Source organism: uncultured Coprobacter sp. (assembly GCF_947855755.1).
Lineage (GTDB): Bacteria > Bacteroidota > Bacteroidia > Bacteroidales > Coprobacteraceae > Coprobacter.
The window spans coordinates 138829-152345 of sequence record NZ_CANUAR010000004.1 but is presented as its reverse complement, the minus strand read 5'-3'; the positions used below and the strand labels follow the sequence as shown (position 1 = coordinate 152345).

General features: G+C 34.8%; 10 protein-coding genes. 3 read left to right on the top strand and 7 right to left on the bottom strand.

Features of this window, described 5'->3' with window-relative positions:
- Positions 1–44 precede the first annotated feature (44 nt).
- The 3 genes from Q0093_RS04275 to Q0093_RS04265 form a co-directional block, all read right to left on the bottom strand.
- Positions 45–929, bottom strand: coding sequence for a DUF3298 and DUF4163 domain-containing protein (locus Q0093_RS04275; protein ID WP_294177426.1), 885 nt, complete (start codon positions 927–929; stop codon positions 45–47).
- A 117-nt stretch (positions 930–1046) separates the two neighbouring features.
- A complete protein-coding gene (locus tag Q0093_RS04270) occupies positions 1047–1811 on the bottom strand; it encodes an EFR1 family ferrodoxin (protein WP_297928550.1) in 765 nt (254 codons plus the stop codon).
- Positions 1812–1881: 70 nt separating this feature from the next.
- A complete protein-coding gene (locus Q0093_RS04265) occupies positions 1882–3477 on the bottom strand; it encodes an alpha-galactosidase (RefSeq protein WP_294177430.1) in 1596 nt (531 codons plus the stop codon).
- A 186-nt stretch (positions 3478–3663) separates the two neighbouring features.
- Between Q0093_RS04265 and Q0093_RS04260 the strand changes: the two genes are divergently transcribed.
- The 3 genes from Q0093_RS04260 to Q0093_RS04250 all read left to right on the top strand — a co-directional run bounded on the left by Q0093_RS04260 (position 3664) and on the right by Q0093_RS04250 (position 6980).
- A complete protein-coding gene (locus tag Q0093_RS04260; protein ID WP_294177432.1) occupies positions 3664–4500 on the top strand; it encodes a S1-like domain-containing RNA-binding protein in 837 nt (278 codons plus the stop codon).
- 131 nt (positions 4501–4631) lie between these two features.
- Entirely contained in the window at positions 4632–5690 is a 1059-nt protein-coding gene (locus Q0093_RS04255) for a hypothetical protein (RefSeq protein WP_294177434.1), read from the top strand.
- Between the two features lie 276 nt (positions 5691–5966).
- Entirely contained in the window at positions 5967–6980 is a 1014-nt protein-coding gene (locus tag Q0093_RS04250) for a DUF6340 family protein (protein ID WP_294177436.1), read from the top strand.
- 204 nt (positions 6981–7184) lie between these two features.
- Here the strand turns inward: Q0093_RS04250 and pgk are convergent, their stop codons facing one another.
- The 4 genes from pgk to lon form a co-directional block, all read right to left on the bottom strand.
- Positions 7185–8447 carry a phosphoglycerate kinase gene (pgk, locus tag Q0093_RS04245; protein WP_294177438.1) on the bottom strand — a complete coding sequence of 421 codons (1263 nt, stop codon included), beginning with the start codon at positions 8445–8447 and terminating at the stop codon, positions 7185–7187.
- Between the two features lie 122 nt (positions 8448–8569).
- Complete coding sequence (pyrF, locus tag Q0093_RS04240; RefSeq protein ID WP_297928549.1) at positions 8570–9400, bottom strand: orotidine-5'-phosphate decarboxylase; 831 nt, start codon at positions 9398–9400, stop codon at positions 8570–8572.
- Positions 9401–9421: 21 nt separating this feature from the next.
- Positions 9422–10531 carry a peptide chain release factor 1 gene (gene prfA, locus Q0093_RS04235; RefSeq protein WP_294177440.1) on the bottom strand — a complete coding sequence of 370 codons (1110 nt, stop codon included), beginning with the start codon at positions 10529–10531 and terminating at the stop codon, positions 9422–9424.
- Between the two features lie 532 nt (positions 10532–11063).
- Positions 11064–13517, bottom strand: coding sequence for an endopeptidase La (lon, locus tag Q0093_RS04230; RefSeq protein WP_297303557.1), 2454 nt, complete (start codon positions 13515–13517; stop codon positions 11064–11066).

Genomic DNA, 13517 nt, shown 5'->3' with positions numbered 1-13517 from the left:
GGCGTTTTTTATTGCTTCATAAAATAATTATTGTGAAGACTGTGTTATTCAAAAATACGTTTCACGGGACATTCTGGTAAAAGGTAAGGACGCAATACGGAGTATGGTAGGGTAATTCGTGTTTGACCTAAATAATAAGGTGCAATGTCATACGGGTTGTACAACCATGTAATTCCGGTTTTTCCTGCGTAAAAATTGTCTGTAGCGACGATATTTTCAAGACTATAATCTTTTTTGCTCAATTCATTGACATTTGTTAGTTTGAGATCATTTGCCAATTTCTTTTGCAACAATTCATCTACAGCCGTTCTGTCTTTTTCGCTAATAAGATCATTTAAAAGAAGACTTTTTCCTTTTTGTAAATCAAAAGTTTGGTATGTCGTTGTGTAAATGCCATGTGCTCCGCCAGTGAATACATAGGTCGATAATTCGTAACTCCATATATCATGATTATTATAAAGAGAACGACTACCTACAGATAGTTCATAATTCATCCATGCACCGATATCTTTTTTAGAACGACTATATTGAGACATGTCTTTTTTGTAGGTATCTATATAATTTTGCATGTACTTTTCTGCAGCCAATTTAGGGGCGAAACTTTCATATTCTTCTCCGAAAATACTCTTCACAAAATATTTTTGTATTTGTTTTAATTTTATATTGTTCGGATAACTGTCCGGATAAATCATGTCGATAGAAAATGTGCAGGCCGGCATTGCCGTATCATTATTGATATGATATTTTTTCTCGTTTTCATAAAGAGCAAAAGATAACGTATCTATTTTCTCTATAAAAATAACCGTATCGGTCAATTCCGTTTGCTGATCCGAATCTGTTTTGTCCGGATGATTTTTTTTCTGCTTACAAGAGTTTATACATAAAAGGAGAAGGCAGAATCCGGATAAAAGAAGAAATCTATTTTTCATATTTAAATGATTTAGTTGACATATTTACAAATATATATAAAAGCTTCTGATTTATATTTCGTTTGAGATAAAAAGTTTTATACATCATTGTGCTGTAAAGAACGACCATTTATTAGTTCATTTCTTTCCCCAATAATAACGACCTTTTTTTTGTGTTTCTTTTCCATATTGAATTGCTGTTTGCGGGCATCTGTGAATACATGCCAAACAGAGGACACAATGGTGTTTCCATTCCGGTTTTTTATTAACTTTTATGTTTCCGACAGGGCATTTCTGTTCACACAGCTTGCAACCATTACATTGATCTGTGGCATAAAAATCTTTATCCGATATTTGATATTTATTGAAAAATGGCCATATAATTCGAGTTTTAAAGAAAGGGAAATGGCCTTGTTTACAATCGAACAAACCTGATTTATTATTACTTATCCATGAATTTATCTGTTTCATCCTGGGTACAGCTTCTCTTAATTTTTTGTCTTTCAAAACCGGAGAATCTACATCAAACCCTTTCATTAATATATAATTATTTGGCATTATAACAGAGAATCCACTGTTACAAATAATTCCTTTGGCCGATAATGCTTTCACAAAGATGTTTTTGCTTAGTCCGATATCATCACCACAAGTACAAACAAAAAAAACATAGTTATTATGTTTCATTTCTAATTGCATAAGCTTAATAAAATCGAGAATAAGTTTAGGCGGCCCCCAAGAATATATGGGAAATACGAATCCTATTTTTTCTTTTTCCGAGACTCGATAATAAAATTCTTTTTTTTGCATAACTTCAGGAATAAAACATGTTGTTTCATTTTGTGCTTTTGCTATTTCTTTTGCAACCCATTCAGAATTTCCTGTTCCCGAAAAATAGAATATCATATTGAGAATTTTTGTAATTTACAAAGATAAGTTATTCTTTCGTTTGCTTCTATAAACATGAAGCAGTGAATTATTGTTTTTTTAATGTAAAACAATCTATATCGGGAGCCCAACAATAAGAACTGCCTATACGAATTATATTTTCTCCACGATTCAATTTTACCGAAAGTGTAACAGTCGAAATACCTTTTGTGTTATCTGTTTCTAAATTTTTAAAGAAATATAACTTCCCGTTTACATTAATTTCTAATTTACGATCTTTTTCGGGTAAGTAAAAAATTTTCATTTCATATATACCCCCTTTTTTACTGTAAACATTATCCCATTCTGCATAATTTTCGGAACTCCCGCCAATAAAACTGACGACCATCTTTCCGGAAGCTTTTTCGCATGGAGTATAACGAATATTTTTAGGATGAGTATTCAAATCATTATAGCATGGAAGATAAGCCCATTCGGCTTCATAAAGTGATGGTTCCAGACGATTTTCCGCTTCTAAACGAAAAAATTTTGCACTATGAGGAGGTAACTCATATTCTAAATATTCTTTATTTGTATTAATGGTCTTATGTTTTATCAAATCTCGGACTTTTATTGTTCCATCTAACTCCAAACATGTAGTAGGAACAGAAAACGAGCAAATTGAGTCTGATGGATTATATAAAGCCATAGCTCTGACTTTACCTCGTTTTCGTTCAATATCTTTGACTAATACATATCCGTTTTTTTCGTGTTGAACTACATAAGCTTGAAGACCTAACGAATCTTGATTGATAGCTATTAATTCTTTGTTTTTCAGTAATTCTAAAGATTTATCCGGAATCGTAGTTAAATCGCAACCGATAAGTAAGGGCGAACTCATGATACACCACATACCGAAATGAACTTCTTCCTCTTCAGGTTTCAGACCTCTTCCTATTTCCAGCATATCCATATCATTATAATGACCGTGTCGTGCATAGGCCGATAAATAAAGGTTCTTATTTATTATATGTTTGATAGATGCCCACTCTGGAGTAATATCGACACTTATCCTCCATGAAGTTGCGATATCTTTAGCCCATGTGCCGGGAAAAGCCCAACGACAAATATTCAATGATATTTTATGGTTGCAAACATCGTTGAAAGCTTGATAAATTTCAGTATATCTCTTTTGTTCATCTAATGCTAATTCCTGTCCGGCACCACAATAGTCTATTTTGATAAAATCAAAACCCCATTTGTTAAAAAAGAGGTCTGCGTCCTGTTTCTCGTGCCCATATAGTCCGACTCCTATTCCATTTGGATCGTTGTCCCAAATCGAACCACAAGTATTACTTCCTGCATCAGAATAAATACCGGCTTTTAGACCTTTATCATGTATATATTTAACGATGTTTTCCAATCCGTTGGGAAAACGTTTGGGATGAATATGAAGTATTCCCGACTCATCACGCCATCCGAAAAAACCGTCGTCGATATTTATATATCGATATCCAACGGCTTTCAGTCCTCTATCGATAATTGCATCAGCTTGTTTTTTTATAAGTTGTTCATTGATGTTTATACGATAAGTATTCCAAGAACTCCATCCCATAATAGGAGGTGTAAAACTATTATTTTGAGCTTTACCTGTCGTTGCAACATAGCATAAAACTATGATGAATAAGTATTGTAGATTCTTCATCTTACTAATATTTAAGGTTTATATACAAAAGTAAAAATAAATGCTGAAAGATCATATCGTACGTCATGATTTTAGAAAAATTTGATGATTCTGAAAAACTTCATAAAAATATATTCTCCATATTCCTGTGAAGGAGCTTTTATAATATCTGAAGTTTATTTACTTTTGCTCCAAAAGAAACAGATTATGGTAAAAGTAGGAAGGTATAATGTCTTAAAGGTTATAAAAACAGTAGATTTCGGTGTGTATTTAGATGGAGAAGATAAAGGCGAGATATTACTTCCTGCTCGATATATTCCTGAAAATTGTCGTATAGGAGATATAATAGATGTTTTTATCTATTTTGATTCTGAAGATCGAATTATTGCTACTACAGAAAAGCCTTATATTCAAGTTGGAGAGTTTGCATATTTAAAAGTGAAATCGACGAATAGGGTCGGTGCATTTTTAGATTGGGGATTAATGAAAGATCTGTTAGTTCCTTTCCGTGAACAACGAGTCGATATGAAACAAGGATATTATTATACTGTTTATGCTTATCTTGACCACGAAAGTGGGCGTATCGTTGCTTCGGCTAAACTGAATAAATTTTTGAATAATCTTCCGATTGATTATAAAATAAATCAGGAAGTCGATCTGTTGGTAGTACAAGAGACCGAGATAGGATATAAGGTCATTATCAATAATGCACATTGGGGCATGGTTTACCACAACGAGATATTTTGTAATATAGAAAAAGGCGATCGCATAAAAGGATATATAAAACATATTCGTGAAGATGAAAAAATAGATGTTGTTTTGCAACCGGTAGGATATGAAAAGATAGACACATTATCTTCTGAAATTCTTCGATTTTTACATGAAAGTAAAGGTTATATACCACTCTCTGATAAATCTTCGGCCGAGCAGATTGCCGAATACTTCTCTTGTAGCAAGAAAAATTTCAAAAAAGCCATAGGGGCGTTATATAAGCAAAGATTGATTATAATTCTTGAGAATGGGATTAGATTGAATGAAAAGTAATTTTTGCTTTTCATTTTTTACAAAATTCGTTCTTCAAAACTTTTTTTCGACTTTATTGTTTTAATGAGTGTAAAGTTAATATCGAGAAGAGAATATTAACCGACAATAAGTCTAATAAAATAAAAGAAGTTATGAAGCGAGTTTTATTAATTGTGGCACTAGTCCTGGGAAGCACAGTGCTATTTGCTCAGAAGTATAACAAAAATGAAGTGAAACAACTGCAAAGTTTTTTACAGCAAAAATCTGCTAAGGGAGATTCCAATGCCGATCGGCTGGAAATCGTAAGTATTAATACTCCGGCAGCATGGAAGGGGGTTACATGGAATAACGGGAGAGTAGTTTCTATAGAGTGGCAAGATAAAGATTTAGCAGGGGATATAAATCTGAATGGTTTCTCTGCTATGCAAAAAGTCAATCTCTCTCGAAACAAGATTACAATAGTCGATGCAACGGACTGTTCTGCTCTTACAGAGATGAATGTCAGCCGCAATAAATTATCAGAGCTTGATTTAACGGGTTGTACTGCATTAATCAAGCTTGATTGTTATAAAAATCGCCTTACCGAAATCGATCTTTCGACATCTCCTCAATTAAAAAATTTAAATTGTTCTAATAATCTTTTTGTTGAATTCAATATTCAAGGTTCATCTGCTTTACAATCTCTTAATGTTCAGGGATGCCATTTAGAATCTCTTAATGTTGACAGTTGTACTAATTTGAAGAATCTTTATTGCGGGTATAATCGTTTGACAAATTTGAATTTGTTCGGGACTGTTAATTTGCAAAACCTGAATATGGATGATAATAATATCCGTACAATGATTATGTCAAAACAACCGAATCTTTTCACCTTATTTTGTAGCGATAACAATATGGTGACACTCGATGTTTTGAATTGTGATGCTCTTACCGATTTAGTTTGTTCATATAATAATCTTACCCGGTTAAATCTTAACGGAACGGATAAACTTACTTTTGTTGACTGCTCTTATAACGATTTGACAACACTTGATTTGAGCAATCGCTATTTGTTACAACGGGTACTGTGTAATCAAAATCAGTTGACCATGTTGGATGTTTCATTTTGTCCGAATTTGGTATATATCAACTGTCGATTTAATCAACTCATAGATTTGCGCACGATAGGGGATAACAATCTGCGTATGATCGCTTGTCAATGGAATTACTAAATAATTGTGGTTATATTTTGTTTGAGAAACACAGGTAAACGGATTCGTTTGCCTGTGTTTCTCATTTTCTATTAATGAAATAAAATCATATTTTTTCCTGTTTTTTTCTGGAGGTTTTGAACTTATTTAAGTGGGAATGAACAGTTCCGTAAATCTTTTTATAAAATTTAGATGAGCTCTTAAACAGACTCTTAGTTTTTTTATAAAAAATGAGTGTTTCATACATGAAATAAATTTGTATGTTTGTAAGAAAGCTATTCATAAACCTTGATATTTATGCGTTATTGTCTAAATACTATAAGTTTACTTTTTGTTTTATTGTTTGCATCTTGTGCAACAGCCGTTTATGTACCGCTCGAAATATTACGGCCGTCAGAAACAACATTACCTGATTCTCTTCGGACGTTAGCCATAGTAATCAATACTACTGAACGTACGCCGATAGAAGATGAAGGAGAAATTATTGACGCTTACAATGAGCGTCAACGATTGCAAATAAAAAGAGAAAATCTCATTCCCCATTTTATAAAAAGCATATCATCTTCTTTAAAGCAAGCTTCAGGCAGGACTTTATCGGTAGTTTCGATGCAGAATGATTCTGTGACGGAGTATATTTTATCGAATAATAAAATACAAGCTATCAAAGACAGTTTAAATGCAGATGCCGTTTTGTCTTTAGACGGATTATCTGTTATTCCGTCTATTCGTTTAAGGCAAGTGGATGAGGCTCTGTTTTTCGGAGATTTGGATATTGCTGTTCGTGCAGATCTTAAACTTTATATGAAAGACAAATATTTGCCGGATGTTTTTTCTTGTAAAGATACTGTATCTTGGCAATCGTATGGTGAAACGGAAAATCGTACTTTAGACAGATTTCCATCTTTTCAAAATTGTTTAATCGATGCAACGAGTTATTCGGGATATCAAGCAAGTAAAAAATTCTATCCATATATTGATAATGTAGATCGTTTTTATTTTGTTACACCATATCCTTTGATGAAAGAGGCAAATTCTTACTGGAATAGAGGCAATTATGAAGATGCTTCTTATTTATGGGAGTATATTTACGAAAATACGGAGAAAATGGACAGAAAAGCTAAAGCTGCTGCTAATATGGCTTTATATGAGGAGCTTAACGATCAATACGATTCTGCTTTGGATTGGGTGAAGAAATCTTTAGATATATTTATGGAATCTCCTGAGAAATATTCTAATTATATAGAATATCTTTTGGAATACCAGCAACAATTAAATGTCCGTATTCAGGAAAATAGGCAAATGGCTTTCTGAAATATTTTATTCATTCTATTTTCATGCTAGAATCTTTAATTTATTTTTTATCTTTAGTGGAATAGGAGGAGAAAAGATCAAATGGGATCACAGTATTGTGCATATCCTTTTTTATCATTTGTGTAAATTACAATAATAATAAGAAAAGCCTGTTTAAATTTTTTCTTAAACAGGCTTTCTATAATAGAAGAATTTTATTAATGTTTATCCTTGAATTGCCTTAATACCCGGGAGAATTTTTCCTTCGATTGCTTCAAGTAAAGCTCCACCGCCCGTAGATACATACGACACTCCATTTGCTAAGCCGAATTTATTAACGCAAGCAACAGAATCTCCGCCACCAACGAGAGAAAAAGCTCCGTTTTTAGTAGCTTCAACAATGGCTTCACCTACAGAACGTGAACCATGGGTAAAGTTTTCAAATTCAAATACACCTGTAGGACCGTTCCAAAGAATTGTTTTAGATTTTTTGATAACGTCTGCGAATATTTTCTCAGATTCCGGACCGATATCCAAACCTTCCCAACCGTCAGGAATTTGATTTACAGGAACTATTTTAGTATTTGCATCATTACTGAATGCATCTGCAATTTTAGCATCTACGGCTAATACCAAGTTTACACCTTTTTCCTTAGCCTTTTTCATCAGATCAAGAGCCAAATCCAACTTATCATCTTCACAAATAGAATTACCGATCTTGCCGCCTTGAGCTTTTGTGAAAGTATAAGTCATTCCTCCCGTAATGATCAGGTTATCCACTTTATTAAGTAGATTTTCTATAATTTCAATTTTTGAGGAAACTTTAGATCCACCCATAATTGCCGTAAAAGGGCGATTGATGTCTTTCATTACTTTTTCAACAGCTTTTACCTCTTTTTCCATTAGGTAACCGAACATTTTATTTTCCGGAGTAAAATAGTCTGCGATTAAAGCGGTAGAAGCATGTGCACGGTGAGCTGTACCAAATGCATCGTTTACATAAACATCAGCAAGACTTGCCAGTTCCTTTGTAAATTCTTTTTGGCTGGCTTTGATAGCCTTTTTAGCTGCAGCTTTTTCTTCATCGCTGGCATCTTCGGCAAGTCCTCTGGGTTTTCCTTCCTCTTCAGCATAAAAACGAAGATTTTCAAGAACAAGCACTTCTCCCGGTTTCAATTCTGCAACAGCAGCTTTTACTTTTTCACCTATTGAGTCATCAACAAATTTTACAGGTTGTCCTAATAATTCAGACAAATGTGCAACTACATGCTTCAATGAAAATTTGTCTTCCGGACCTTTTTTCGGACGACCCAAATGTGATCCGATAATCACGCTACCGCCATCAGCAATAATTTTTTTCAAAGTAGGCAACGCTGCGCGCATACGAGTGTCGTCTGTAATATTCAGATTTTCATCCAAAGGTACGTTAAAATCAACACGTACAAATGCCTTTTTACCGGCAAAATTGAAATTGTCAAGTGTTTGCATATTACAATAATTTTAAAACATGTATTTGTTTTCTGTCTGTCTGCAAATTTACAAAATAAATCGGTATATTTTTTATAAAATGCGAGAGTTTACAGTAAATATTTATGCTTATATTATATAATTCAAATTAGAGATCTTTCTTGCAAAAGGGCTTCCATTTGCTCCTGAATTTTCTTCGATTCGGCACGTGCTGCAATTCCAAAATTCTCACTCTTATCGGCATATATGATTCCTCGTGAGGAATTTACTAAAAGACCGCATTGCTTATTCATTCCATATTTAGCAACATCTTGCAAACTTCCGCCTTGAGTGCCTACTCCCGGAACTAATAAAAAGTGATCTGGTACTATTTTGCGTACGTCCGTAAATAATTTCCCTTGGGTTGCCCCTACAACAAACATCATTTGATCATCAGTTGCCCAAGTTTGGGAAATACGCATTACTTTTTCAAAAAGCCGTTCTCCTGAAGCATCTGCCGTAAATTGAAAATCTTGAGATCCTTTATTAGACGTTAATCCCAAAACAATGACCCATTTACCTGGATATACGAGAAAAGGTTTTACGCTATCTTCTCCCATATAAGGAGCAACTGTTACCGAGTCGATATCGAGATGTTCAAAAAAACTGCGAGCGTACATTTCTGAAGTATTCCCTATATCTCCGCGTTTTGCATCGGCAATAATAAATTGATCCGGATAATTTTCTTTTATATATCGTACTGTTTTTTCAAAGGCACCCCAACCTTGAATGCCCAAACTTTCATAAAAAGCGAGATTGGGCTTATAAGCGACACAAAGATCTGCTGTCGAATCGACAATAATTTTATTAAATGCAAAAATAGGATCTTTTTCATTAAGCAAATGTGTCGGAATTTTTTTAATATCGGTATCTAAACCTACGCAAAGAAATGATTTTTTACGTTTTATGTTCTCAAAGAGTTGTTGTTTGTTCATAAGATAGGTACAAAAAATTTTCTATAATTCGCTTTCTTTCATTCTTTCGGCATTTTCGGCAATAATTAGGTGATCTATGCAGTCTTGTATATCGCCATCCATGAATGCCGAAAGATTATATATAGTATAGTTGATTCTATGGTCGGTAATGCGCCCTTGAGGATAATTGTATGTACGTATCTTAGCGGAACGATCTCCTGTAGAGACCATTGTCTTTCTTTTGGCTGCAATATCGTCAAGGTATTTTTGATGCTCTTTATCATAAATAAAAGAACGTAAACGGGTAAGTGCACGTTCTTTATTTTTGGGTTGATCACGGGTTTCAGTACATTCGATAAGAATCTCTTCTGAAACTCCTGTATTGGGATTTTTCCATACGTACCTGAGACGGACACCAGATTCTACTTTATTAACGTTTTGTCCTCCAGCACCACCGGAGCGGAAAGTATCCCATTTGATTTCACCTTCATTAATCTCAACATCAAATTCTTCTGCCTCCGGAAGAACTGCCACAGATGCAGCAGAGGTATGTACTCTGCCTTGTGTCTCAGTTGCTGGGACACGCTGCACCCGATGTACTCCGGACTCATATTTTAATATACCATAAACATTTTCACCACTTACCGTAAAGATGATTTCTTTATATCCACCCGAAGAGCCTTCACTATAACTGGATATACTTAATTGCCACCCTTTGGTCTCACAATATTTAGAATACATACGAAACAGATCCCCTGCAAAAATAGCGGCTTCATCACCCCCTGTACCTCCTCGAATTTCTACTATGGCATTTTTACTATCTTGGGGATCGGTGGGAACGAGTAGTAGTTTTATCTCTTCTTCCAATACCGGAAGTTTTTCTTGAGACTCATCCAATTCTTCTTTTGCCATTTCCCTTATTTCCGGGTCGTTTTCCAATTCCAATATCGATCTGGCCTCAGAGATATTGTTTAATAATTTCTCATATTGATTTTTGGCCTTAATAATTTTCTCAAGATCGCTATACTCTTTGGTAAGTTTAACGAAACGCTTCATGTCAGATATTACTGCCGGGTCTGTGATAAGAGTCCCAACTTCTTCGAAACGGATCGAAAGGCCTTCTAATTTATCTAATAATGTATTCTCACTCATTATTTACAATTTTCGACCCACAAATATATAAAATGTGAACCAATAAATCTAAGAGGCTGTTTAAATTTTCCAACAAGGCAATTCAGTCAGGTCGTCTTGATGTTTTCTTTTGGACTGTTTTCCCGTTTTCATTTATCAGGATAGTCCCTACATTTCATCCTCTAAAAAAATTTCAAAAGGAATTCTCCAATCCGATTCAAGCAAAATTTAAAGCAGGCTTTAATATATGTTTATTGAAATGAGGAAATAAAATAGCCGGGCATTTTCCTGAAAAATGATACCTTCAGGTATATTGTCCGACTATTTATTAGAGTAGTAGTATTGAGGAAACAATTATTGTGGGTATTTTGTTGTAAGAATCAAATTAAAATCTGTTAAGAATCTGTTTGAATTTTCTCCAAAAATTTTTTGAATTTCTTTGCGGTCTGTTCTCTTGCTCCTAATACGTCAATTTAAACAAGCTCTAAAAAATACATCGGGCGGAGAATTTTTGGGTAAAGATTCTTCGCCCGATGTATTACCAATTACTATTTTATAACTGTATGGGGTGTTCTACCTTTTCGTTCAATAACGCAAAGTCAAGAACTTCTTTGATATTCCGTACATAGTGGAATGTAAGCCCTTTAATATAATTTTCTTTAATCTCGTCTATATCTTTCTTATTTTCCTCCGATAAGATAATATCTTTTATATTTGCTCGTTTAGCAGCTAAGATCTTTTCTTTTATTCCACCAACCGGTAGTACACGTCCCCGTAAAGTAATTTCTCCTGTCATTGCTAAATTCGGGCGAACTTTTCGTTGTGTAAAGGATGAAGCAATAGACGTAACCATAGTGATACCTGCAGAAGGCCCATCTTTGGGAATAGCACCTTCAGGTACATGAATATGTACATTCCATTTATCGAATACGTCGTCACTGATATTCAGCATCTCGGCATGAGCTTTTATGTATTGCATCGCTATTATTGCCGATTCTTTCATAACATCGCCCAAATTTCCTGTTAGTGTTAATTTCTCACCTTTGCTCTTGCTCAAACTTGATTCTACGAATAATATCTCTCCACCTACGGCAGTCCATGCCAAACCTGTAACGACTCCGGCATATTCATTTCCTTCGTATTTATCTCGTGAATACTCTTTTATTCCTAAATATTCATGTAAGTCATTTATTGTAATCGTATGTGGGTATTCTTCTTCTAATGCCTTTTTCCGGGCAATTTTCCGCATAATTTTGGCAATTTTCTTATCCAATTCCCGAACACCCGATTCCCGAGTATAAGAGTCTACTATGACCTCCATCGTCTTTTTAGGAATGTCTACATCACCTTTTACGAGCCCATGATTCTCGAGCTGTTTCGGGACAAGGTGTCTTCGACCGATCTCTACTTTTTCTTCCAAAATATATCCGGTTATATCGATAAGCTCCATTCGATCTAATAAAGGTTGGGAGATCGTATTCAAATTATTGGCAGTCGCTATAAATAAAATATTTGACAGATCATAGTCAATATCCAAATAATTGTCATGAAAAGCGTTGTTCTGTTCCGGATCGAGAACCTCTAACAAAGCTGATGCCGGATCTCCTTTAAAATCATTTCCGATTTTATCTATTTCATCTAAAACGAACACAGGATTAGACGAACCGGCTTTCAATAAACCCTGTATAATACGACCGGGCATAGCTCCGATGTAGGTGCGTCGGTGACCTCTGATTTCCGCTTCATCGTGCAATCCCCCTAAAGAAATACGCACATATTTTCTTTTCAGAGCTTCCGCTATTGACTTTCCCAAAGATGTTTTTCCGACACCCGGAGGTCCGTAAAGGCATATAATCGGAGATTTTAAATCCCCTCGCAGTTTTAATACCGCCAGATGTTCTAAAATACGGTCTTTCACTTTTTCAAGCCCGTAATGGTCTTTATCTAATTGCTTCTGTGCATGTTTCAGATTAAAATTATCCTTTGTAAATTCATTCCAAGGTAAATCGGTCAATGTTTCCAAGTAATTATATTGCACCGAAAAGTCTGGAGATTGAGGATAAAGACGTTCTAATTTACGTAGTTCTTTTTCAAATATGGCAGCTACTGAAGCATCCCATTTCTTTTTAGAAGCTTTTTCCTTCAGTTCCTGTATATCTTGTTCCTGAACGCTTCCACCCAATTCATCTTGTATAGTTTTTATCTGTTGTTGTAAAAAGTGTTCTCTTTGTTGTTGGTTCAAATCTTCTCTCGTACGAGATTGAATACTTGCTTTTATCTCAATAAGTTGGGCTTCCTTACTCAGTGCCGTATATAAACTGAATGCTCGTTGCTTGACCGAGTCGATATTAAGCAGATCCTGTTTCTGTTGGGTATTTAAAGGAATATTGGAACATAAAAAATTAATCAGATAGTGAGAATTTTCAATATTCCTTAGTGCAAACATCAGCTCTCGTGAAGGTTCACCCAAAGTTTTCAGAATATTGAATGTCATGTCCTTTATTGCAGATATGAGCGCTTCGAATTCTTTGTCATTCGATTTGGGCATTTTTTCTTCCAATAGAGAGATATTGCCTCTTAAATAAGGAGTGAATGTTGTCAGATTATCTAAATGAAAACGTCGTTTGCCTTGTAAAATAACGGTAGTGCTTCCGTCTGGCATTTCCAGTATTTTTACGATCTCCGCAATAGTACCTATTTCATACAAATCTTTGTATTCAGGTTCATCTACGTACATATCTTTTTGACATGTTACACCGATATATTGTTTTTGAGCGTATGCTTCTTTAATAAGTTGAAGAGATTTGGCCCTTCCGACTGATACAGGGAGAGCTACTCCCGGATACATCACCATATTGCGCAATGGCAGTATGGGCAGATCGACTTCTGCCACCCCCGGACATTCTATATCCGGATTACCTTCTACTTCGGCGAAAATCGGCATAATTGTAGTGGCATTATCATTAGCATCATCAAGCAGATTATTATCAGAAAAAAATTTTTTCAT

What these genes read in the sequence shown, in the direction of transcription:
- lon (WP_297303557.1), bottom strand. Translation starts at nt 13,517, where the DNA reads ATGAAAAAATTTTTTTCTGATAATAATCTGCTTGATGATGCTAATGAT.
- Q0093_RS04275 (WP_294177426.1), bottom strand. Translation starts at nt 929, where the DNA reads ATGAAAAATAGATTTCTTCTTTTATCCGGATTCTGCCTTCTCCTTTTA.
- pgk (WP_294177438.1), bottom strand. Translation starts at nt 8,447, where the DNA reads ATGCAAACACTTGACAATTTCAATTTTGCCGGTAAAAAGGCATTTGTA.
- Q0093_RS04270 (WP_297928550.1), bottom strand. Translation starts at nt 1,811, where the DNA reads ATGATATTCTATTTTTCGGGAACAGGAAATTCTGAATGGGTTGCAAAA.
- Q0093_RS04250 (WP_294177436.1), top strand. Translation starts at nt 5,967, where the DNA reads ATGCGTTATTGTCTAAATACTATAAGTTTACTTTTTGTTTTATTGTTT.
- Q0093_RS04265 (WP_294177430.1), bottom strand. Translation starts at nt 3,477, where the DNA reads ATGAAGAATCTACAATACTTATTCATCATAGTTTTATGCTATGTTGCA.
- pyrF (WP_297928549.1), bottom strand. Translation starts at nt 9,400, where the DNA reads ATGAACAAACAACAACTCTTTGAGAACATAAAACGTAAAAAATCATTT.
- Q0093_RS04255 (WP_294177434.1), top strand. Translation starts at nt 4,632, where the DNA reads ATGAAGCGAGTTTTATTAATTGTGGCACTAGTCCTGGGAAGCACAGTG.
- Q0093_RS04260 (WP_294177432.1), top strand. Translation starts at nt 3,664, where the DNA reads ATGGTAAAAGTAGGAAGGTATAATGTCTTAAAGGTTATAAAAACAGTA.
- prfA (WP_294177440.1), bottom strand. Translation starts at nt 10,531, where the DNA reads ATGAGTGAGAATACATTATTAGATAAATTAGAAGGCCTTTCGATCCGT.